Below are 23,141 nucleotides of genomic sequence, written 5' to 3' on the forward strand. Positions count from 1 at the left end.
TAAATCTCCGATGAATATTCCTGGCTATTTAACTATGTCTGATTGGGCTGTTGTTCATTTCCAAGCGCTATCTTCTATGAACTATTGCCTATCGTCTACAGATTGCTCACTATCCTTATAAGCTCCTGATTGACTCCCGTCACACACTGCCAAATCACGTGTTCATCCTCTTTACCTATGAATTTTCTGTCTGTTGATCCCTGTCTTTTACTGTCTGTTAATTTCTCTACAAAACTACCCTCCTAACGCCTGAATGTCAATTGCCTAATTACATGTTCTGTTGTACTTTTTATGGGAAGCACTATAAAGTATGTCTCTTCACAATACCAAGTTTCTTCATTTTTGAGGCCAGTGTAGAAGGCGGCAGATTCAATAGTTCTGCGGCGCCTCCCGGACCTGATATCTTGTGATTACACTTTTTCAGTACACTAAGTATGTGTTCTCTTTCTAATTCCACAATTGTCTTAATATCTGTTTCACCAGCCACCACCACTGTTTCTTTCTTAGAAGACGCCGGCAGTGATACTTCCTTAATTGTATTCTCACGAGCCAGCAATACACTTCTTTCTATAAGGTTTTGCAGTTCACGTACATTGCCCGGCCAGCTGTAGTCCATCAGTTGCTTCAATGCAACCGGCGCTACGCCTTCTACCATCTTTCCTGTGGCGGTAGCATATAAGCGCACGAAATGATTGATGAGCAGCGGGATGTCTTCCCGACGCTCACGCAGGGCTGACAGCATGATGGGGAACACGTGCAACCTGTAATACAGGTCCAGGCGGAAGCGCCCTTCAGCAATCTCTTTCTCCAGGTTACGGTTGGTAGCCGCAATGATGCGCACATTGACTTTCAGTGGACCGTTACCACCGATCCTTTCAATTTCCTTTTCCTGTAATACACGCAGTAGTTTTACCTGCAGATCTGCCGGCATATCGCCTATTTCATCCAGGAAAATAGTACCGCCATCGGCCCTTTCGAACTTCCCGATCCTTTTCTCCAATGCACCTGTGAAAGCGCCTTTCTCATGGCCGAAGAGTTCAGATTCTATAAGGTGAGTAGGCAAGGCGGCACAATTCACTTTAATGAATGCTTTTGCTTTGCGGGGAGATAATTTATGAATACAGTTTGCCACGCCTTCTTTACCTGTACCTGTTTCTCCCAATATCAGCACAGAGGTGTCCAGCGGTGCTACCTGGCGGATCAGTTCAAATACACGTGACATCGGCGCACTTTGTCCGATAATGCCTTCAAAATTGGGAATAGGCGGCCGGGCATCTTGCTGCGCCTCCACCACTTTATCTGGCTGGAATGCTGGCAAGCGCGGAGATTCTGCCTGCTTTTCATTACCCGGCTGTACTTTCAGCGCACGGTTATGCTCATAACGGTAGCGGGCAATATCCAGTGTCACCAGCAGGTCTTTCTCCCGGAACGGTTTCACAATAAAACCATAGGGCTGGGTCACTTTTGCGGCTTCCAGCACCTGGCGGTTGCAATTGGCAGAGAGATATACAAAGGGGATGTTTGCTTTATTCAGTTCAACAGCCAGATCTATACCTGTCAGGTCTCCCTTCAGGTAGATGTCCAGCAATACCAGGTCCGGTCTTTCCGTTTCTATGATCTCCAGGGCCCTGTGTACAGAACGGGCCACGCCTGAAACCTTATAGCCGGCTCGTTCCAGCGTTAATCGTATATCGCCCGCAACAATCAACTCGTCTTCTACGATCATAATTTTTTCTTCCATACTAAGCAGTTTTGTTTACTAATTTCAGTAAGCCGGGAATTTTTTCCCTATTAAGTTGTGGTTTAAATATCAGAACGACGGACACTCCATCCTTATTCTTAATGGATAGTTTTCCCTCCAGTTGCTCGCTTAATGTTTCCATGAGAATGATGCCCATGGAGGCATTTTTTCTTTTCTCAAAATCCACCGGCAGGCCTTTCCCGTTGTCTTTCACTGAAAGCAGGATATCATCTGCTGAGATATACTGCAGGTTAACTGAGATGGCGCCTTCACTACCGGCAGCGAATGCATATTTGAATGAATTCGTAATGGCCTCATTTAGGATCAGGCCGATGGGCACCGCCTGACAAACTTCCAGATATATATCTGCTATCTGCAAATCAAAAGAAATCTGCCGTAATCCGGCAAAACTATCCTCAAAATATGCAACAAGTTCCCTGATATATCTATCCATCTCAACGACGGCCATACTTTCTGACGAATACAATTTCTGATGAATAAGAGAAATAGCCTGCATGCGATGCCGGCTCTCCCGAATGGCCGCCAGGGCATTTTCATCGTCCAGGTGAGCCGCCTGCGCATTCAGCAGCCGCATAATGATCTGCAGGTTATCTTTCACCCGGTGGTGGATCTCTTTTACGAGCCATTCTTTTTCTGCCACCAGTTTGCGTTGTGTACAGAGCAGGACGTGCAGGGAGTTATGCTGCTCCCGGATCTCGCGCTGCTGTAACCGCAACTGCCGGTTGATGTTCTGCTTCAGCTGGTAACGGTTGTACCCCAACACCAGCAATATGACCAGCATCAGTGTGCCGCCTATGATCACATTTCCTTCCAGGCGGGCCCGCTGCAGGTCACTCTTTTGCAGTAGTCCCCGGCGGGTGAGTATCTGTATATGCTGTTCTTTCAGCAACAGGTCATGATCTTTTTTTTCCATATCATATTGCATCTGCAGCTGCGCGATCTCCCGTGTTTTTTCTTCCCCGTAGAGAGAATCCTGCAGCTGTTTATATTGCTGATAATAGACAATCGCTTCAGGATAATTCCCCAGGGCGGAGTCAGCCCGGAAAAGGTATCTATAGTCATTTAGCAGTTCATAAGCATACCCACCTTTTTTACAATAGGTCTCGTAATTGCCCCCATACCATTTTACCTTCCCGTAATCTTTTATAGCCAGGAAATAGTTGATCATAGCGGTATATATGCCATCCTGCATATAATGGTTGGCCCCGAACCTCCAGGATAAGCATTTTAACTTTCTCACACGAACATATGCTTCTTCATACCGCCCCAGACTGATATAGCTGTTGGCCAGGCCTGCCGACAAAGTTACCTTGTCTTCATCAGAAGTAATGTTGTAGCGTTTCTCCATATCCTCCAGTATCTGGATGGCCTCCTGCGGCCGGTCAAGGCGTTGCAGCGCGCTGGCAACGTTCGGAAGCAGGGTAAGAATAGAAGCGGTATCATTCCATTTTTTCGCTACGCCCAATGATTTTTTAAAATATGTCAACGCCTGTATATAGTCAGCCAGGTGATAGAAGGTAAGTCCTAACCTGTTGTAAATGGTGCACAGCATCAGCGTCGTATCGTGCTGCTCTTCTGCTGTCCTTACTGCCAGAAAACCATTTTTCAGCGCTATTTTATAATTCCCCAGCTGGCTATGTACATTTCCCAGCAGGTCATAGATACCCTGCAATGCGGGATACTGAATCTCCCTGTAAACGGCAAGGGCCTCTTCCAGTGCTGACAGAGCAGGCGGCAGCACACCCTGGTGATTGTGGCAATCGCCCAGCATTTGCAATGCCATGGCCAGTTTGAGCTTGTTGGCAGCCATTTTATACAGTGGAATGGCCAATTCATAACAGGCAATTTTTTGTGTGAGCTCCTTCTCCGAATAAGTATCATATCTTCTTGCCAGTTCCATCCAGGCATCTCCGGCGCCTTCCGGAACAGCATACTGCACTTTCTGCCTGGAAGAAAGCGATTCAATCAAACTAAATTGCGCTGCTGCCACAGTGGGGCACGAACATAATATCACAAAACAGAAGCACCGTACCAACTTATAGCAGCTGCTAATATGGCCCCCATATTTTTCAGGCATAGTCCGTGATTTCCTCCTCAAATGCTACCGGTCCGGTAAAAGCTTGTTTTTCCTGGTATTTAAAGTTGACAGTAATTATTACACCGTTATGGCTCTGTATGTTCAAAGTTCCCTCCAATTGTTCAGTTAATGTTTTTATCAGCATTATTCCCATTGACTTCTTATGAGGCGTTCCACCGTCGGCCGGGAACCCTTTGCCATTATCTGCAACAACTAGCGTCAGCTGCTGTTCACCTGTCTGCTGCAGAGATACCAGGATGGTACCATTACCGGCAAAGGCATATTTAATGGCATTGCTGATCGCTTCATTCAGGATCAGCCCCACAGGTACGGACTGTGATACGTCCAGTTTTACGGGAGCGATCTGCAGATCGAAATTAATCCGGTTTATGCCCGTGAATCCCTCTTTAAGGTATATCACCAGGTCATGGATGTAGGTATGCATGTCTATCAGCGCCATGTTCTCTGACTGGTACAGCTTCTGGTGGATCAATGAGATGGCCTGCATCCGGTACCTGCTCTCCCTGATGGCGTTCAGTGCATCTTTATCGTTCAGGAAGGCAGACTGTGTGTTCAGCAGGCTCATAACGATCTGGAGGTTGTTTTTCACCCGGTGATGGATCTCTTTCAGCAGCCATTCCTTTTCTTCCAGCAGTTTATCCTGTGTGCTGATCAGCTCCTGCAGCGACAGATTTTGCTTATAGATCTCATCCTGTTGTTCTTTCATCTGCCTGTTGCTCCGTAGTTTCAGCTGGTAGCGGTTGAATCCCAGCACGAGCAGCAACACCAACATGCCGGCTCCGCCAAAGATCACATTCCTGATAAACCTTGCCCTTTGTAATTTGGCTTCCTGCAGCTGTGCTTCACGTGTCAGCAACTCAATGTTCTGTTGTTTCAGTTTCAGCGCCTGATCTTTCTGTTCTGTTTTAAACTGGATCTCCAGCTGGTTCAGTTGCTGCCGCTTCATTATATTAAACAAGGAATCATGTGATGCCTTATACAACTGGTAGTGCAGAATGGCATCCTCATAACGTCCCAATGCAGAATCGGCCTTAAACCAGGAGGCATAACTGCGGGCAAGTACTTCCAGCCTTCCATCCCTTTGTGCTGCTTCCGCCAGGGCAGCGGAATACTGCCGGACAGTTTCATATTGCTTTTTGCCCAGATAATATCTGATCAGTTCTGTGTAGATGGTTATGCTATCAGTACTACCGCTTTTCATTCCCATAAAGGGTGCATAACGGGTATGCGCCCTCACCAGCACAATATTATCCTCTGTATCCGGAGTTTCATCCAAAAGCCTTTGCAACATTACTTCTGACGGGAATAGTTTACCCTGTGCCTCGCACCGTAACAAGCAACCAATCAAACAACAGGAAAGCAACAGTAGCCTATTCATAAGTAAATTATTTTAATACATCTCTATTACAACCTATGGTTTTCTACTATTTGCGCCAATTGATCTTGTCTTATATTGGGACGGCTAGCTGGCATTGTATTTTAAAGATTGGCTCGACTTCCTGAGGAACAGGAAAAGTACAACATTTTTTATGTTTAGGCAATGTCTTATACATGCCGTTTATCCTATTTGTTGTTTAAATGACACGATCACAGATACCCCCTGCTCTTGCCGGATGCTGATAGTACCTTCCAGTTGTTCTGCCAGTGTTTCCATAAGACGCGTGCCCATAGCTCCTTGCGTAAACACATTAAATCCGGGAGGAAAACCATGTCCGTTGTCGGTAACACTGAGTATGAACTGGCTGTCCAGCGTGCACACCAAAGACACAACAATAGTCCCCTGTTCATTTTTCGGGAACGCATACTTAATGGCATTGGTAAGGGCTTCATTGAGTATGAGTCCCACCGGCACTGCCTGGGATACGTCCAGCTGCACCGGCGCAATCTGCAGATCAAAATAGATCCGCTGTACGTCTTCAAAATTATCGCTCAGGTAACCGATCAACTCACGGGTATAGGTTTGCATATCTATCAGGGCCATGTTTTCTGACTGATATAATTTCTGATGGATCAGGGAAATTGCCTGCATGCGGTGTTTACTTTCCCGGATGGCCTCCAGGGCATCTGCATCGTGCAGGTAGGCAGCCTGGGTATTCAACAGGCTCATAACGATCTGCAGATTGTTTTTCACCCGGTGGTGGATCTCTTTTACCAGCCATTCTTTTTCTTCCAGCAATTTATCCTGCGCGGTGATCAGCTGCTGCAGGGAGAGGTTCTGTTTATAAATTTCCTCCTGTTTCTGCTGCAGCTGTTTGTTATTCTGCTGCTTCATCACGTAGCGGCACAAGGCCAGCAGCAGCAGCACCAATAGTAAGATGGCTCCCAGGATGATCAGATTGCGTGTAAGCCTTGCATCTTTCAGTGCAGATTGCTGCAGCTGCCCCTGCCGGGTCAGTTGCTCAATATTCTGTTGTTGCAGCCGGATATCCTTGTTTTTCTTATCGATGTCAAACTGGACCTGTAACCTGGCGATCTGACCAGCTTTCGCTACATGAAATAATGAGTCATTCATTATTTTATACTCCTGGTAATGTTTAATAGCGGCGGGATAATCTTTTAACGCAGAATCGGCCCGAAACCAGCATAAGTAATTATGGGACAGCGAATTGATCAGTCCTATGTGTTTACATACGTCGTCCTGCCGGGAGCAGTAGTAAGACGCATCCATGTATTGCTGCGTGGCCAGGTAATATTTGATCAACGCATCGTAGATCATCGTCTGGTAATAATTATATGCCGACATCTCCCTGGATAGACTTTGCAATCTTGGAATAAACGCTTTTGCTTTATTATACTGCTGCATGGCGGTATAACATTTTACCATATTGGCAGTGATCCAGAGACGGTCTTTGAAGATGGGTTGCCGGTATATTTCAACAATATTATTGAGCAATGTGAGGGCTGCTTCCGGCTGCCCGGTTTCAAGATAAGTGCCGACAATATTCGTACTTACAATCAGTATAGATGCGGTGTCTTTATAGCGGTTGGCAATTTTCAGCGCCTTGCGCAGGCTCTCCAGCGCCTCCTTGTAGTCGCCCAGCTGATAATAGGTGATGCCCAGCCGGTTGTAAATAGTACAAAGCTGCAGGCTGCTATCATGCTGTTCTTCTGCCGTTTTTACGGCCATCAGCCCATAAGTCATACCCAGGCTATAGTCGCCCGTACCTGTAGCGATAATACCCAACAGGTCATATAACCCCTGCAGGTCGGTGCTGCCTGTTTCTTTATAGAGCGCCAGCGATTGATTTAAAATGCTTACTGCCTCCCTGAATTTTCCCCAGCAATGGTAGCAGTCGCCGGTCATTCTCATGGCATAGGCTTCATTTTTCTTATCACCGGCCTTATGGTACTGTACACGCGCCTCCTCATACAAGCGGATCTTTTCCTGCAGCTGTGATTCGGCATCAATTGAATAGTAATTGCCATTCTCCATCAGCACATCCCCAAGGTCTGCCGGCAGATCTGCGGCCTGTAGCATGGTCCTCGCTTTCAGGATAGCTGTCTTACCTGCATCAGGCATTCTTTTTTCCCGGTAAACTTTTGAGTAAGCGTAGAGACATCTGGCCTCCCAATGCGTACTTTTCACCTGCTTAACGAGCCGGGCGGCCCGTTCTATATATGATAATCCGCTGTCCAGATCGGCTTTATTCTCACCTTCCCTGTCCACGTAGGCATTGGCAATTTGCAGCAGTATATTGATCTTTTGTGTATCGGCATTGGCGTTCAGCAACTGATACCGTAATACAGGGACAGAGGTTCCAGGCTGGCCCATACAGTGTAGTATGCCCAAAAGCATGAAATGGAGTACCAGCGGTAGCCTATACATAAAATTAAATGGTTTTTATCCCTGCAGGTTGTAGGCAGTTACAATAATCCGATATTGTTTTTAATAATTATTTCTATTCGATAATATGTACAAGAGAATCGATAAAATGGCAATTGCCAGGGCAGGGATTTATTCAATAGTACGTAGCAACGCAAGCAGGGTTTTATCTTTTAACATGCCGCTGTGAAAGGCCTTCATACGATAAGAACTATCCAGCACGATCCAGGCGGGATAAGCCGCGTGATGCTGCATTAACTTTGCCGCCAGCGCATGTATGCCTTGTGCGCCGAAGGGGATAAAGGAATAAGTGGTGTCGTTAAAAACAATGGGTTGACGGCTTTCCGCATTCAGGGTCACATAGTAGTAATCTTCAGACAGCAGTTGCTGCAGTGCGGGAGAGCGTTTGATCTGCATATCCTGCATCCGGCAATAGCTGCACCAGTCGGTATAGATCTTAATAACTACAGGTTTGGGGTGTACCGCCATACTATCCTGCAGACGGGCAAAGGTAACCGGTCCCTGTTGCGCAAGGACCGGTACTGTTAGCAAGATGCTATATATTATGCAGATGAAAACTTTCCGTATCATTTTATTTAAACAGATTATATCTCACTCCCAGAAATCCTCTTGCACCTTGTAAAGGCGCATAGTTGTATTCAGTATCGAATGTATATCCGTTAGGATTATTCACCGGATCGTTCACATATTTATCGAAGGGATCAAAAGGTCTCATCAATGCATACCTGGGTACATAGTTTAGCAGATTCTTTACGCCACCATATACCTCCCATCCGCGGGCAAACTTCTTTGTGACCTGGGCGTTGGCCAACAGGAACCAGGGGGAATATTCCGGCCTATAGTCCTTAGGTTGTATGGGCAGGCGCATAGGACCATTCCAGTTACCCGTCAGGTCTATTCCGAAACCAGCGGGCAGGCTATAGCTGATCGTAAATGTACCGGCCCATTTAGGCGCGTCTATTTGTCTGCTTTTGAGGGGGACGCCTGCTGCATTTTCATCCACCTGGTATACGTCCATGTAGGTGATACCGGCCAGGACTTTCAGCGGAAAAGAAAACACGGCATCCACATTCAGGGAAACACCCTGTGAAATGGCATGTCCCCGTAGATTATCATAGATGATCTTATTGGGGTCCGTATCAAAATCGCCGTTGATCTTGTTAGTGAAATAAGAATAGAAGCCGGTAGCATCGAGGTTAATGAAGGCGTTGTTCATCGGGATTTTCCTTACATAGTTCAGGTTTGCATTGTAAGATTTCTCCGGCTTCAGCGCTTCTGCTATGACCACCTCCCGGGAGCCAGTCAGTGCAGCATGATCTTCCGTAAACAGGTTTACTACGCGGAAACCAGTACCCAGGCTGGCCCTGAGGGTATTATTGTCGTCAGGCGTCCATTTGTAGGCGATACGGGGCGAGTGGATGCTACCATGGTTTTTGTCATGATCGTAGCGGTAGCCCAGCAGGAACTTATGTTTCCTGGCAAATGCCCACTCATCCTGTACAAAGGCGCCGGGTAAAGGCGTTTTAGCAGGCATGTTGATCTTACCATCCTCAGAAAGGGTACCAGGCGTATTGTCATCATACCAGGTATAACGATAGGAAATGCCGGTCAGCAGGGTATGCTTTTCACTCAGCTGTTTATCCCAATAGAGCTGTGCAAATCCCACATGCTGTGTAGCCATGTAGGGCATTTTACCATAGTAGGAGTTCTGCTCATGCCTGTTGTAGGAGTATTGCAGCATGATCTTTTCTTTCACAGGCAGCTGGTACATGCCGATCAGCTCCACTCTCTTAGTATAGACGCTTTCTCCATAAATGCTGTCGCTTCCACGCCAGGCTTTACTCCATCTCATTTCTCCACCCCAGCGGTCCTCATATACATATCTGGCAGCAATGCTGGCCTGCCTGTTATCCTTCCGCCGGAAGCCCCATTTATTAAAGATGGAGATACGGTTTTGTATGGTCAGATCTGTAAATCCGTCCCCGTTGTTATCTTTCGGGTGCTGGTAGTTAAACCAGCTGACGCCAAACAATCCGGAAGCCTTACCTGCATTCACCTTCATGGCGGCGTCAACATTATATTCTCCCCAGCTGGTACCAAATACATCGGCACTAACGAGAGGAGCATTTAACGGATTTTTGGTGATCACGTTCACAATACCTCCCATGGCTTCCGAGCCATATAAAGAGGAGCCGGGACCTTTTACCACTTCTATGCGTTCCACCATACTCATAGGAATGCCACTGAGCCCGTATACGGTGGATAAAGCACTCACGATAGGCATACCGTCTATCAGGATCATGGTGTAAGCGCCTTCCATTCCATTGATGTGAATATCTCCGGTGTTACAAACGTTACAGTTGAGCTGGGGGCGTACGCCATTCACCATACCGATGGATTCCAACAGGGAGGGAGAAGGATTTTTCTGAAAATATTTCGGGGTATACACTTCTACCGGCACGGGGCTTTCTGTTCTGCTGACTGGCTTCAGGGTACCGGTCACTACTACGTCATTCAGCTTTGTAACGTCTTGCTGCAACCTGATCTGCACGGAGGTTTTTCCACCTGCGGTAACAGTTACCTTCCTGGAAAAGGAGGTGAAGCCTGTAGCGGAGGACCGCAATGTATAAGTTCCTGCTTTCACATTGTTCAACCTGAAATAGCCAGTAGAGTCGGTGGCTACGCCAGCCTTATTTTCTGCCAGGTATACATTTGCCAGGTATACCGGTTGACCGTCAGACAGCACATATCCGCTGATAGTACCCGTAGTGGATTGCGCTGTCACGACCGACGGAAATGCCATGCAAACCGCGGATATCAATAAAGATATTTTTATATACACAAAAGTAGAAGTACGGATCATTTCGCAATATTATTTAGCCTTGTCTAAATTATTATTTTAGACAAATCTAATAATTTATTCGAAAAGTTGTACTCCTTAAGTCAATAATCTGGTAATTTTAAGAGAAAGTAAATTGAATATCAATCCGTACCGGTTAAAAATATCGGCAACGCACAAGGCATTTAAGGCGAATCCTGTTATTTCCTGCTCAATAATTCCTGGACTACAGGAATGTAGAGACTCTTAGGAAAGTTGGTTTTGAAGTAATAAAACAGTTCTATCTGAGCACCATTTCCTTTATTACGGTCGGGGATATTGGCCAGGAACTCGTTGCCCGCCATCATCTCATGCAGGTTGATAGGGGCGTAGGCATAAAGCTTATACGGCTCGTCGAAGCGCTGCCAGAAGTCGGTCATAGTAGCGCCGCCCCTGACATATCCTTTTTTAATGAGGTAGCATTTCTTGGCAATGAGGAGGTCCGCACCGGGGCAGGAAACGTATTTTGTATCAAAAGGATCGTACAGGTCTGAGGCGTCCTGGACAATCTGTTTCAGTTCTTTTTCGTTCAGTGCTTTGTTTTTCCTGTCGCCGGGATTTTCCAGGCGTTTGCCGGCGCTGTTGAGCAGGTAGTATATTAACCGGCTTTCCAGGGCAGTCACCATACTTTCGTAAAATCCTACGGAGATCTGGCCTTTTCTGAGGTGTACCAGTAAAGGTGCTTTCAGGTCGAACAGGGTGGAACGCATGCCCCACAGCGCCCCGTTGACTGATTTTGCCGTATCCATGACATAGTCCATCGCGCTGCTTAGCCGGTCGGGGGAAAGGGGGGTATCATTATTGAACAGATCATGCCCTGCAGCGTTACTGCCTGCATAGATCTTTTTACCTGTGCTGCCTTCCCGACTGATGCCAATATCTATTGAATCGCCCGGTTCCACATAGAGGACGGACTTTACGTATTTATTCTCTACGGTGATATAACCAGCTGCGTCCATTGGCACGTTCAATGTGAACGCGTGATTGGTTACTTTTCCGGCGCTTTGTTTATAGAGTGAGTTGAAATATGTTCCGATCGGCTTGTAGACAAATACATCCATGCTATCCGGAGCATCCGGCACTTTTCCTGTAATAACAACCTGTTGCGCGAATGCGGTGAATGGAATCAATAGGATAAATAGTACTTTTCTCATATCATTTTCTAACTTATCAAATCGGACCCTCTTGAGCTGCCGGGTAACAATTTCAGTTGGCCCCATTAATTTACACAAAAAAAAGAAATCCCCGGGATGAATATGCCCGGGGAGCCTGCTTTTTTTGTTATCCTTCATCATTTTTCTGCCATGGGAACCTGCATCGTGATGGATAATGTCAGCAGGAAAGTATAGGGCATAGGATATAAAAGCCTCGTTTTGAATGTGAATTAATCGTAATACAAAACTAAGCCCTGGGCACTTCGCGGATACTGACAACCATCATCCCTGGTCGTGATACTGGTCTGGTAATTGTACTCCTGCCAGGGGTGAATAAGACAAGTAATGGTTTGATTAATATTAGCAACCACCCACCACCTCATGATAACTTTAGGACATGAAAAAGACGTACAAGAAAAAGGATTTCCCAGTTGAAGACATCAGGAAGTACCTGGAACCAGGACCTACTGTACTGGTCAGCTCCCGCTGGAAAGATGAGACGAATATCATGACAATGGGTTGGCATACGGTCATGGAGTTTTCGCCATCGATGATCGGTTGTTTCATTACAGGCGCGAACTACAGCTTTGAGATGATCAGGAAGAGCAAGGAGTGTGTGATCAATATCCCTACAGATGACTTGATAGATACTATTATCGGTATCGGGAACTGTTCAGGGGCGGAAGTGGATAAGTTCAGGCAATTTGATCTGACGGCAGAGAAGGCGGAAAAGGTGAAAGCACCCCTTATAAAGGAATGCTATGCCAATTTTGAGTGTAAGGTGATTGACGAACACCTGTTACCGAAATATAACTTCTTTATCCTGGAAGTGGTCAAGGCCCATGTGGCGACGTCTCCAAAATTTCCCCGAACGGTGCATTACAGAGGGGAGGCAACTTTCATGATCTCGGGAAAGAACGTTTCCTACCCGGGCAGGTTCAAACCGCAGAACCTGTAGCCTTAGTAGCTGGCCTGCCCTATGTCCAGCCTGTTGATCTTTCCCGTTGCGTCGATATGGAACCTGAAATAGGTCTTGAAATCGCCCCACTGGTCACTATGAAATCTGCCGTAGAGATCCAGTCCATTGTTTTCCACCTTATCGATGCTGGTGAAGCGTTCATGTCCCAAGGCCTTTTCGAAGAAGCTCCTGAAGTTCATTTTATTACCATCGTCATACAGCGCGGCGTCTGCAGTAAAGAGGGCGAACCAGCCATTGCTATCGGCAGACTGCAGCGCGTCGATCGCTTTTTTGACGGTAGTATTAGTCAGTTTATCAGTGTTCATTGTATTAGATTTACTTTGTCCTTTAGCAGTCAATGCGCACATCACGATTGCCATTGCATAGATCAAGATCTTCATTTAGTTGTTTTTTGCGAGTGGGTGCTGTAAAAAAATAGCGATCAGGTTCATCAGGAGGAATGGTAGCTCTATAGCGGCCCCTTTGAGATCTTTTAAAGATAGCTGCAGGCACAGTATCAGTAAAATGGCGGCGGCCATGAGGAAGTTTCCGGCCAGGAAGGTCCTGGGAAATAAGATCAGCACAGCATTTATCAATGTCACGATCCCATTGATCAGTATAGCCGGCCTGTTGAAGTGAAAGCGACCCAGCATTGCTGCCATTTCCGGTTTACCGGCGATCATGGCCCATCCCTGCTTCAGGGCCATGAACACAATTACCAGGACCAGCGCAGTATTTAATATTTTGATGAACATTGTTGCTATTTTTAAGTGAATGGCGGGCGGAGTCTTAGTTTGTGGCTCCGCCATTTACCAACAGGTGTTGACCAGATACGAAAGAAGACAGATCGCTTGCGAAAAATTCTGCAATATTGGCTACATCTTCCACTTCTGCCAGTCGGCCCATCGGACAGCTGTCCAGCAGTTGTTTTCTTAACTCAGGGTATGCTTCGGGATCTACGAAGATACCGGAATGGTCTACCGCGAAAGGAATGATAGAGTTCACTGTAACCCCTCTGTGACCGATCTCTTTTGACAGGATATCCACCAGGTAGCGGGGAGTTGTTTTACTACCGCCATATACGGCCATACCTGGTACAGGGAAGGAAGTAGTGCTGGAGGCGATGTAAATGATACGTCCATTGTCTTCCACATGTTTTGCAGCCTGCTGCATCGTGAAGTAAGTACCTTTGGTATTGATAGAGAACACCCGGTCAAACTGTTCTTCTGTAAATGCTGTTACCGGTGTTTCTACAAGCTCAATACCTGCATTCGCTACAACGATATCAATCTTTCCAAAAGCTGCTTTTGATTCAGCGAACAGGCGTTCGATCTCTTTTACTTTGCTGACGTCTGCCTGTATGGCGATCACGTTAGCACCCATGGCTTTGATATTACTTACTACTTCATCGGCCGATGCTTTATCTCTGGAATAATTGATCACAATGTCTGCGCCCAATGCAGCATAACGTTCTGCGATGGCTTTACCTAATCCTCTTGCTGATCCAGTAATGATTGCTACTTTACCTTTTAAGTTATTCATGATTGACATTTATTTTAATTGTTATTGTTTATTTTTCTTTGTTCTTATTAAGCCATACCACCGTTTACGCCTATATTCTGCCCGGTGATCCAGCTAGCCGCATCACTTGCCAGGAATGCTACTACTTCTGCAATCTCTTCTGGTTTACCGAGACGGTTAAAAGCAGCCATAGATGCCAGGCGGTCTATCACTTCCTGTGATTTTCCATTCATAAATAAGTCGGTGCTGGTTGGGCCAGGAGAAACAGAGTTCACATTGATACCTCTGGCGCCCATTTCTTTTGAGAATACGCGGGTTAATTGTTCTACAGCTGATTTTGTAGCTACATAAGTGGCGTAAGTTGGAATCATCACACGGTTCACTGTAGTGGAGAAGTTGATGATGGATCCTTTATCGGCCAGTCTGGTAGCAGCTTCTCGGAGGGTATTAAATGTGCCTTTTACGTTGATATCAAACTGACGGTCGAAATCTTCGTCTGTAGTATCCTTGATTGGTTTCAGGAGCATGATGCCTGCATTGTTCACCAGTACATCGATCCTGCCATAATGTGCAATAGCTGCATCGAACAGATTTTTTACATCTGCGCTCTTGCTAACATCTGCCTGTACAGCGATAGCGTCGCCGCCTTTTTCTTTGATTTCAGCAACTACCTGATCAGCGGCATCTTTACCACCAGCATAGTTGACGATTATTTTCGCTCCTTCTGATGAAAGTTTGCGGGCAATTGCAGCGCCGATACCTCTTGATGCGCCTGTTACTAAGATTACTTTGTTTGTTAGCGTGTTCATGTTTCTCTTGTTTTTGTTTGTCGTTATTGACATAACAAAGATGGAACATAAACACGCCCTAAAATTGCAAGATTTACACTATTAGTTGCAAAAACCTAAGACACCCCTGTGCCGAGGTGTTTTCTGTATAAAACGGGGGTGGTATCTGTATATTTTTTAAAATAATTACTGAAGTGCGCTGTCTCTGCAAACCCAAGCTGGTCGGCGATCTGCTTGATAGGTGTAGCCGAATTCTGTAGTAATGATTTAGCCTCAGTGATAGTTTTATCAATGATCCAGGTACTGACGGATTTACCTGTTTTCGCTTTGATCACATTATTCAGGTAGTTGGGATGCAGGTTTTGTTCATTGGCATAGTCTTGCGCTCTGAAAACACGTTTGGCCTTCCCAGTGCTTAACTCGCGGTAATGTCTTTCCAGGGTTCTTTTGAAGTTCTTCACGATCTGAGAGCTTCTGTTTCCTTCATAGATCGGGTTGTAGTCCTCCCAGAAGTATTCCTTTATCTTTAGTAGTAACACCACAAACAGGTTACCGATCATCTTATTCTTATAAGGAGAGTTTGAAAAGTACTCTTTATATATCTGCAGGTATAATGGTTCAAATTCCGCAAACACTTCCGGCGTCAGCACCCTGGCCGGGACGGTTTCCGCCAGCAGGAAGGGGAATTCCTCGAATATATTGGCGTGGACGTTCTCCTTCAGGAAAGACTCGCTCATGGTGACCAGGTAGACTTCCTTCAGGCAACGCCATTCAAAAGACTTATAATGCCCCGGATTGGTAAAGTATATAGTATGAGGCTTCGTACAGAATTCCAGGTCGTCGGTAGTATATCTTCCCTCCCCGTCCTTTATAAACAGAAAAGAATAAAAATTCGCCCTGTATACGCAGGATTTAAAAGGCAGGTCCCCGTGGATGTCCATCAATTTATGGATCGTGAAGTCGTTTTTCGGGTCGATCAGGTCAACCGGTAACCCGAGATACTCGTAATTCTCGATCAGATTATTAAAAACGGGGGGCCTGTCTGTTGCTTTCTGCCTTGTCATGGTAATGGAGGAGGTTTAGATAGGGTTAAAGTTACAAAAGGTTTGGGCTACCTTGTAACATATAACCCCTAATCATCATAAGACCTCCTTTGCGCTGCCTACCGGAGTTAATACTTCGACCAGGGGAGGCATTATAAGACCGCTGTCGTCCCGGTATTGCTGGAAGGCTTTGAAGGATGGTGTATCTAACACCGCTGCCTGGATTTCTTCGTTTTTGTAGTGGGAGAGGTGAGTGAAGGTGTTTTCGCTGGTGTAGACGGTGTATTGGAAGTCAGCACCCATTTTCCGGAAATCCTGCAGGAAATTGGCGATATTCTCCAGGTTCTGTGCTGCGAAAGAAGGTTTTACGGTGTACGTTACTTTTACTGCTATCATGGTTTTTATGCGTTTTATATAGATATAGACAGCGCAGAGCATAGAAACGTGACAGGATCTCCAAAGTTTTATTGCTGTCTGGTAACAGTGCGGATTTGTTGATGATTTAACTTGCAGGTATGCTGCAGTAGAATACACAGTTACCTGTAGACCACTGCCCTATGTACAGCTTTTTTCGTCAAAAGAGTTCTGTCTGCGCAACAGAACTCTTTTGGTATATATACGTTCGGGGTCTATTGTTTTTTATCCGTGATCTCCAAAGTTTGAGGTTTTGTTCCTAAGTAAAAGCATCGTTGTCGGTCATATCTTTGATTTAGAGATGTTGATAAACTCTCACCATTAAACCTCAACACATGTTATCATTACGATTGTTAAAGAAGATATTCATGAAAAACAAACTTGTTACCCGTAAACGATTCACCGCATAATATATTTTGATATCTGGGCCATAGGGAGACCTGTGACGAGATGGCTTTGAGAAACCTGTAATCCGGTATGAACTTACTCTGGTAATTATTTAATATAAAAAATATTGTTCTGGCCAGAACAGGCCCCTTTTGTGGGTCATCGATGGGGAAGCCGAAAACCATTAGAAAAGAGTAGGCGTTAACTCACATACTTAAGTTTAGCCTTTTGATTTATAAAGGTGAATTTATTATGAAGAAAGCAAAAATCGTTTTGTCTGCGGTTGCATTGTTCGCAGTAGTTGGTGGTGCATTTGCATTTAAAGCTAGATATTATAATCCTAATCCTCCAGTACTGTCATATGTACAAGGAGCACAAATTAAATGCTCTGCAAATCCAAGTTACACTACGACGGTAAACGCACTTCTGCCAACAGTTACCTATTATACAACAACCCTGGCAGGAAATGCTTGTCCAACAACTTTCTTTACCGGCAAAATTACAACTACCGTACAGTAAGGCAAGTTAAGTTTTATTAAAGGATCTGGGCTGTATAATAATATTATACAGTCCAGATCTTTTTTGTCAAAAAAAACAGTTATAAATACCAGATGCTACCAAGTGTTAATTACTCTAAACCACAATTGGGAGATATCGCAATTAGTTCAGCGTTCGTTTTGGACATCCATTCAGGCATTTTATCACCATTCAGATATAATTTAAAGAAGGATAACATTTTATTATGATAGTCAATTGCCGCCTTTCCGCTCAGAATATGATTATAATTTCCTTCATATTGAAGTAACCATACTCTTTTGCCTGCACGTCTCATAGCCGTAAACATCTCAATCGCCTGTTCAAACGGCACTTGCGAATCGTCACTGTTATGCATCATGAGTAATGGCGTTGTTATTCGCCCAATATTAAAGATTGGTGAATTCTTTATGTATAATTCCGGATTTGTCCAAGGTGTCACGCCAAAGCCGTAGGCACTTCCTTGCGACGAAAGTTCATAATGAGACTGTCTTGTTCCGCCATTGTTATAAATTAACTGCCCATATGAGCTGACTAAATCAGCTACGCCCGCAGCCGCTACTGCAGCTTTAAATACTTGAGTGTGTGTAATTAAATAGTTAGTTTGCCAACCACCATAACTATGCCCTTGAATAGCCATCCTTGTAGTATCAAGATATGGTAGGTGTTTAATCGCTTCTATTCCTGCCATAACGCTATTGTAAGTCCCCTTCCCATTTTCACCCTGCTCCGAAATTATATCAGGAATAAATACCAAAAAACCTTCTTGAACAAAAAGTGGAATGTTTATATTATGTCTGGAATAATCTGGCAACTGAAATTTATTTATTTCATCACTTTTTATTTCATAATAATTTAATATAATGGGATATTTTTTTTCTTCGTTCAAACTATTGGGTATATATAGTACACCCTGAGCCTCAACTCCGCTAGCTAATTTATAAGTAAATAATTGGGTCCTATACCAATTATACTCATTCTCGGGATGACAGTTCGATATTGGCTGATAATTTATTAGGTTTTTAGTAAGTGATATATTTTTGGAAGAAGTAGAGTTTTCTCTTAAAACAACAAACACGTTTTTTTCTTTCGCTTTAATTATTTTGCCTTCAGGCTGCCCGAATATACCCAATGGCCATCTGGTGGCAACCGAATAATTTTCAAGATGGGAGGTATCAATATCTAACATCATATCCAGCCGCTTGAACCAATATCGTCCCTTTTTTGTTTTATGGTTATATCCAGATATGAGCAAGTAATCATTATGCTTTAGCGACTTTTGTTGAATGCTTAAAATATTTAAAGTTAACCCACTTTTTTTACCCCATCCCCAAGAAATTTCCTGTGGCGAAAAAGACTTATCCAACGATACTTTCCAGATATCAAATTCGTCATAAAGTAATAAAAACTCGTCTTCATGTCCCCAAGCTGCAATACCCCAATTTCCCAACCGTCCCCGCTTCCTAGCATGAAGTTGCCTAAATTCAGCTGAGCATGACTCTGTAATATTTTTAACTATGCGGCTTTTGATATTGTATGAAAACCAAGCATTAGCATCAAAATCGAACCAAAGTACAAATCCTTCAGTCGGTGAGATAGTCACATCTTGTATACTTCTCTTCAACCCCAATCTTAATGGGATCGCAATGTTAGTATTTAAATCTAACAATTTTAGTTTAATTGAATCCTCATATTCGTCAAACCACGGTGAATTCCTCTTTTCGTCAATTAATAAATATCGTCTGCAAGCAAGATGGTTTCCCGCCAATACCAATGAATCGTTAAGCACTATATTCTTCTGATATCTGATATTATAGCAATACACAAGAAATTCATTATTTGCCCGCAAATTTCTGTTCAATTCAGGTGTCAGAATTTTGTCCCTATAATTCCATATGTCCAATTTGAAGTCATCAGATGCTTTGGGAACCAAAGGAATGGAGGTAATGGACAGAAATAGAAGGTTTCCTTCAGAGTTAAACTCAATATTCGAACCACTCCTTTTAATAACATATTTTTTACCGAGAAGTTTACTATCACTTTTTAAAACAATAGTATCCAAGCCTTTTTTTACGTCATATAAATGCATGGCTAATTGACTATTTCCGTCAATTACACTTTCTGATAAATACGCGCAATATGTCCCGTTTTTATTGATATTAAAATCCAATACTGTATCTGTAATAACAAGCTTATATGTAAGTTTGCCTAGATCGATTATAGCTAGTCCCTTCTGCTTGTCGTTTAACTGAGCAATCATGTAGCTCTCATTCGAACAAAAAATTGTTCTAGTACATTTAGACAAAGTTAACTTTGAGCGCTCTGTCACATTTTTAACGCTAAGTATATTATCACAGCTTTTTAATACAACAATCTCATCACCCCCTAAATCAATTGACTTATATTCTTTTATACACTCTGTAGAATCCAATACATTTCTCACAATATCCAATGAATACAATTTATTCTCTCTACCTTGAAAATATATGTAATCGCTATGAGGTGAGAAAGTAGGATTGCCGGCATGATAAAACTTCCTAATTACCTTGCCGTTATTGTTACAGATAAAAAGACAGCTGCTATCATATTTCATTTCGCTAACAGTATAGTAGACATATTTTCCGTTACCCGATATCCCATATTCTGAATTTACAACAGGCCAGTGAATCATCGCATCGTCATCTATTATCTTTTGAGCAATAGCATTCAGGCTGGTTAAAAATATGATGCAGAAAATTATCTTTTTCATTTAATCCCTTTATTTACTCCGTTAAAGCCATTTTACGTCTCCATTAATTTCGCCTAACTGGCTGAAACCAAATCGCAGTCTAGTATTTTCTTTCTACAATTTCCACGTCGGCACTCCTTGTTGCATTTTTTTATAATTTGATTGTATCTCAACATCCTCAGGTTTCAATAATGCAGCCCGTTTCTCTAAGACCAAAGCTTCTTCCCTTTTTCCAATTTTATAGAGCAAGTTTGCATATGTGTCTAACACATTTCCAGAATTGTCTTTCTGCAAACAGTATTTCACCAGGTTGATTGCTATATTGAGACTTTTTTCATCTGAGAAATTCTCGAAAATGTTATAACTTAATGAGTTTATGAGGTATAATGGCACCCATTTTCTTTTATATCCATTATTTTCGTACCATTCTGGCAAGGCTGATTGCAGATTTTCCCAGTCTTTGTTCTGCCAAGACTTCAACAATTTGCTTTGTATTATTGCTTCTTTCCCAATGGAACCAAATTTTTGCTCCGCCTCATTATAAATTTCATTCCACTTAAGCAAGATTTTGTTGTTTATTTTCTCATTTACTAAATCCTTTTCAATTAAATAAGTCAACCTTGCCTCCGCTTCATCTACTCCAAGTACTTCATTTATTTCATTCACATTATTCAAAAAAAATGTAAAACATGAATCTTTCGTAGATTTCATATACTGTCGAAAAAACGTAATGTTTGATTCATTTAATGGATCATAAATAACTTTGAAATAGTCATTAAATACTTTCTTACAAATTGATTGATCCTTATTAGCATCTGAGAATTTCACAAGGCTCCTTAAAGTCGCGGAATCCCTGTCACCATGCAGGTATCTATTAAGACGTGAGTAATAGTCCTCTTGCTTAGACTGTGTAAGAATAATGACATTTGTCAATACATTTACAGGAAGCTTTCCCTTTCTTAAAATCTTATCATTATTAGCAGCTATTAACTCTATTGGCATTTTTGCTACTTTCCTATCATACGTTAATAGACCATTTTGCTCGCTTTCGACATCAAATGGTTGGGTATATATCGAAGCCGATAAACCCTTTTTTTCTAAAATCACTATCGAATCTGTCATTTTTATATATTGGGATATTAGAGTATCGCGTGTAGACAATCCATCATATCCCCATCCTGGTGTTAAATCATCCCAAAGGTGCCCTTCCACGGTCATTCCCAATCCTCCAAATTCACCAACAACTTGAGCTTTTCCAAGTTGTTTTACACTCATCATTGGAAAAGGATATGCGTGTACATCGGTCATATCTGCGCCAATGTAAGCATTAGGAGAAGGACTACGAAGTTGATTATTTACATATAAGTATTCTCCGGAATGACCATTTACTAAACGCGATCTATCAATTTCCTTTATCCAATTGGTAAGCCTTTCTTGATCGTATTGACCCCATTTTTCATTAAATAAAGTCCAAACGACAATAGAGGGGTGATTATATAATTGTGTAATTGTCTCTAAGCATCCCTTTTCAAATTCTCTTTTGCTCCCCTCTGGTAAACCTTGATTGGGATTTACCATGTCCTGCCAAACCAAGAGGCCAAGCTTGTCAGTATAGTAATACCATCTAGAGGGCTCTATCTTAATGTGTTTGCGCACCGTGTTAAATCCCATTGTCTTCAAGGCAAGGATATCGAATATCAATGCGGAATCTGTCGGTGCTGTATAAAGTCCATCTGGCCAATATCCTTGATCTAAAGCACCAAGATTAAAGACATATTTGTTGTTGAGAAAAATTCGATCGACTCCATTTCTATCTTTAGATATTCCTATCTTTCGCATAGCGAAATACGTATATACTACATCTCTTACATTGCCTGTCGCAGAGTCAAGAATCTCCAAGCTAAGATCATATAAGAATGGTTTTTCAGGTGACCATAACTGAGCATCCGGAACTTTCAGTCTCAGTCTATTTTCCGACATGCCTATAACACTCTTCCCATTTGAAGCCTTGGCCATAATAGTTGAACCCGTCGTTTCCCCAGCCAACTTAATATCTATAAATAAAATTTCCTTATCTATATCCGGTGTCAACCTTACTTCTTGTATATATGTATTTGGCACTTGTTCAAGCCAAACAGTTTGCCAAATTCCAGAATTAGCCGTGTAATAAATATTGGTTGGACGCAACGACTGTTTACCATGTGGCCCAATTCCTTCATCTGTCGGATCAAAAACCTTAACAACCAATTCATTTTCACCTTTTTTTATAGCATGAGTTACATCAAATGTAAATTCAGTGTAACCTCCTGTGTGTTTACCAACCTTCCTTCCATTTATATACACAGTAGCCTCCCAATCAACAGCGCCAAAATGAAGCAAGCTCCGCCCCTGCTGCAAAGCGTCAATATTGAATGTTCGTCTATACCATAAAATTTCTGTGGGTTTTAACGCCTTCTTTACTCCAGACAATGCAGATTCTAACGGATACGGAACTAATATTTTGCCTTGGTAGTTAATTGGGTGTGGGGTATCTCTACTGGTAATTGAATAATCCCACACTCCATTTAAAATCATCCAGTTGTTGTACCTAACCATCTGTGGCCTCGGATACTCTGGGAGAGGCGTCTGAGGATCTATATATTGAGCCCAATATGTAGATATAGGCACATACTTACTCTTCCAATTTTTATTAGCTTGAGAAAAAACAGGTGATATATAAAGTCCAAACAATAGTATAGCTAGGCATAACTTATTTGACATCTAAATTATATTTATGTTTATGTTTAACTAATAACTGTATCCAGTCATTCAATGATAGTTTTAAAAATGGGTTATTAATTCAATAACACCTCGTCGACCTTTATTCCATGTCTGTTATTTAAGTGGTTTTCCTGCATTTTGCATGCAAGAGAACTTTATTGTAGCTACATTCGATCCCTCCTATTCTGAATAAAGAAGTACATAGCCATAAAAAATTCGAATTTGCTTTATTAAGTCGAGTCTAAATAAACAAACTCCATTCTTTTGTTTTA

The 23,141-nt window shown here is 43.1% G+C and carries 17 protein-coding genes; 2 read left to right on the forward strand and 15 right to left on the reverse strand.

Annotated elements, in window-relative coordinates:
• Positions 1 to 301 precede the first annotated feature (301 nt).
• The 7 genes from L3C95_RS00415 to L3C95_RS00455 form a co-directional block, all read right to left on the reverse strand.
• Entirely contained in the window at positions 302 to 1,741 is a 1,440-nt protein-coding gene (locus tag L3C95_RS00415) for a sigma-54-dependent transcriptional regulator (RefSeq protein ID WP_236384076.1), read from the reverse strand.
• Between the two features lies 1 nt (position 1,742).
• Entirely contained in the window at positions 1,743 to 3,752 is a 2,010-nt protein-coding gene (locus L3C95_RS00420; protein ID WP_236384077.1) for a histidine kinase dimerization/phosphoacceptor domain -containing protein, read from the reverse strand.
• Between the two features lie 79 nt (positions 3,753 to 3,831).
• Complete coding sequence (locus L3C95_RS00425; RefSeq protein ID WP_236384078.1) at positions 3,832 to 5,238, reverse strand: sensor histidine kinase; 1,407 nt, start codon at positions 5,236 to 5,238, stop codon at positions 3,832 to 3,834.
• A 180-nt stretch (positions 5,239 to 5,418) separates the two neighbouring features.
• On the reverse strand, positions 5,419 to 7,632 hold the full coding sequence (locus L3C95_RS00430) for a tetratricopeptide repeat protein (protein WP_236384079.1): 2,214 nt from the start codon (positions 7,630 to 7,632) through the stop codon (positions 5,419 to 5,421).
• A 183-nt stretch (positions 7,633 to 7,815) separates the two neighbouring features.
• Positions 7,816 to 8,235, reverse strand: a complete 420-nt coding sequence (locus tag L3C95_RS00435) for a thioredoxin family protein (protein WP_236384080.1) — start codon at positions 8,233 to 8,235, stop codon at positions 7,816 to 7,818.
• 40 nt (positions 8,236 to 8,275) lie between these two features.
• Complete coding sequence (locus L3C95_RS00440) at positions 8,276 to 10,507, reverse strand: TonB-dependent receptor (RefSeq protein WP_262915810.1); 2,232 nt, start codon at positions 10,505 to 10,507, stop codon at positions 8,276 to 8,278.
• Positions 10,508 to 10,743: 236 nt separating this feature from the next.
• Positions 10,744 to 11,736 (reverse strand): hypothetical protein, encoded by a 993-nt coding sequence (locus tag L3C95_RS00455; RefSeq protein ID WP_236384081.1) that lies wholly within the window; start codon positions 11,734 to 11,736, stop codon positions 10,744 to 10,746.
• A 397-nt stretch (positions 11,737 to 12,133) separates the two neighbouring features.
• Between L3C95_RS00455 and L3C95_RS00460 the strand changes: the two genes are divergently transcribed.
• Positions 12,134 to 12,694, forward strand: a complete 561-nt coding sequence (locus L3C95_RS00460) for a flavin reductase family protein (protein ID WP_236384082.1) — start codon at positions 12,134 to 12,136, stop codon at positions 12,692 to 12,694.
• 2 nt (positions 12,695 to 12,696) lie between these two features.
• On the opposite strand, the gene L3C95_RS00465 is transcribed toward L3C95_RS00460, so the two are convergent.
• From L3C95_RS00465 to L3C95_RS00490, 6 genes are all read right to left on the reverse strand, one after another.
• On the reverse strand, positions 12,697 to 13,095 hold the full coding sequence (locus tag L3C95_RS00465; protein ID WP_236384083.1) for a hypothetical protein: 399 nt from the start codon (positions 13,093 to 13,095) through the stop codon (positions 12,697 to 12,699).
• A complete protein-coding gene (locus L3C95_RS00470) occupies positions 13,096 to 13,449 on the reverse strand; it encodes a hypothetical protein (RefSeq protein ID WP_236384084.1) in 354 nt (117 codons plus the stop codon). It lies immediately after the preceding gene.
• Between the two features lie 34 nt (positions 13,450 to 13,483).
• Positions 13,484 to 14,236: an SDR family oxidoreductase gene (locus L3C95_RS00475; RefSeq protein WP_236384085.1), complete on the reverse strand. Its 753-nt coding sequence runs from the start codon at positions 14,234 to 14,236 to the stop codon at positions 13,484 to 13,486.
• 47 nt (positions 14,237 to 14,283) lie between these two features.
• Positions 14,284 to 15,024 (reverse strand): SDR family oxidoreductase, encoded by a 741-nt coding sequence (locus L3C95_RS00480; RefSeq protein WP_236384086.1) that lies wholly within the window; start codon positions 15,022 to 15,024, stop codon positions 14,284 to 14,286.
• A 95-nt stretch (positions 15,025 to 15,119) separates the two neighbouring features.
• Positions 15,120 to 16,067, reverse strand: a complete 948-nt coding sequence (locus L3C95_RS00485) for a helix-turn-helix domain-containing protein (protein ID WP_236384087.1) — start codon at positions 16,065 to 16,067, stop codon at positions 15,120 to 15,122.
• Positions 16,068 to 16,142: 75 nt separating this feature from the next.
• On the reverse strand, positions 16,143 to 16,442 hold the full coding sequence (locus tag L3C95_RS00490) for a hypothetical protein (protein WP_236384088.1): 300 nt from the start codon (positions 16,440 to 16,442) through the stop codon (positions 16,143 to 16,145).
• 657 nt (positions 16,443 to 17,099) lie between these two features.
• On the opposite strand from L3C95_RS00490, the gene L3C95_RS00495 reads away from it, so the two are divergent.
• The gene (locus tag L3C95_RS00495; protein ID WP_236384089.1) at positions 17,100 to 17,366 is read left to right on the forward strand and encodes a hypothetical protein; all 267 of its coding nucleotides are present in this window, start codon (positions 17,100 to 17,102) and stop codon (positions 17,364 to 17,366) included.
• A 109-nt stretch (positions 17,367 to 17,475) separates the two neighbouring features.
• On the opposite strand, the gene L3C95_RS00500 is transcribed toward L3C95_RS00495, so the two are convergent.
• Together L3C95_RS00500 and L3C95_RS00505 are read right to left on the reverse strand one after the other, a co-directional pair.
• Positions 17,476 to 20,130 carry an alpha/beta hydrolase family protein gene (locus tag L3C95_RS00500; protein ID WP_236384090.1) on the reverse strand — a complete coding sequence of 885 codons (2,655 nt, stop codon included), beginning with the start codon at positions 20,128 to 20,130 and terminating at the stop codon, positions 17,476 to 17,478.
• A 93-nt stretch (positions 20,131 to 20,223) separates the two neighbouring features.
• Positions 20,224 to 22,869: a glycoside hydrolase family 2 protein gene (locus tag L3C95_RS00505; protein ID WP_236384091.1), complete on the reverse strand. Its 2,646-nt coding sequence runs from the start codon at positions 22,867 to 22,869 to the stop codon at positions 20,224 to 20,226.
• Between the last annotated feature and the right edge of the window lie 272 nt (positions 22,870 to 23,141).

Source organism: Chitinophaga filiformis (assembly GCF_021646545.1).
Lineage (GTDB): Bacteria > Bacteroidota > Bacteroidia > Chitinophagales > Chitinophagaceae > Chitinophaga > Chitinophaga filiformis_A.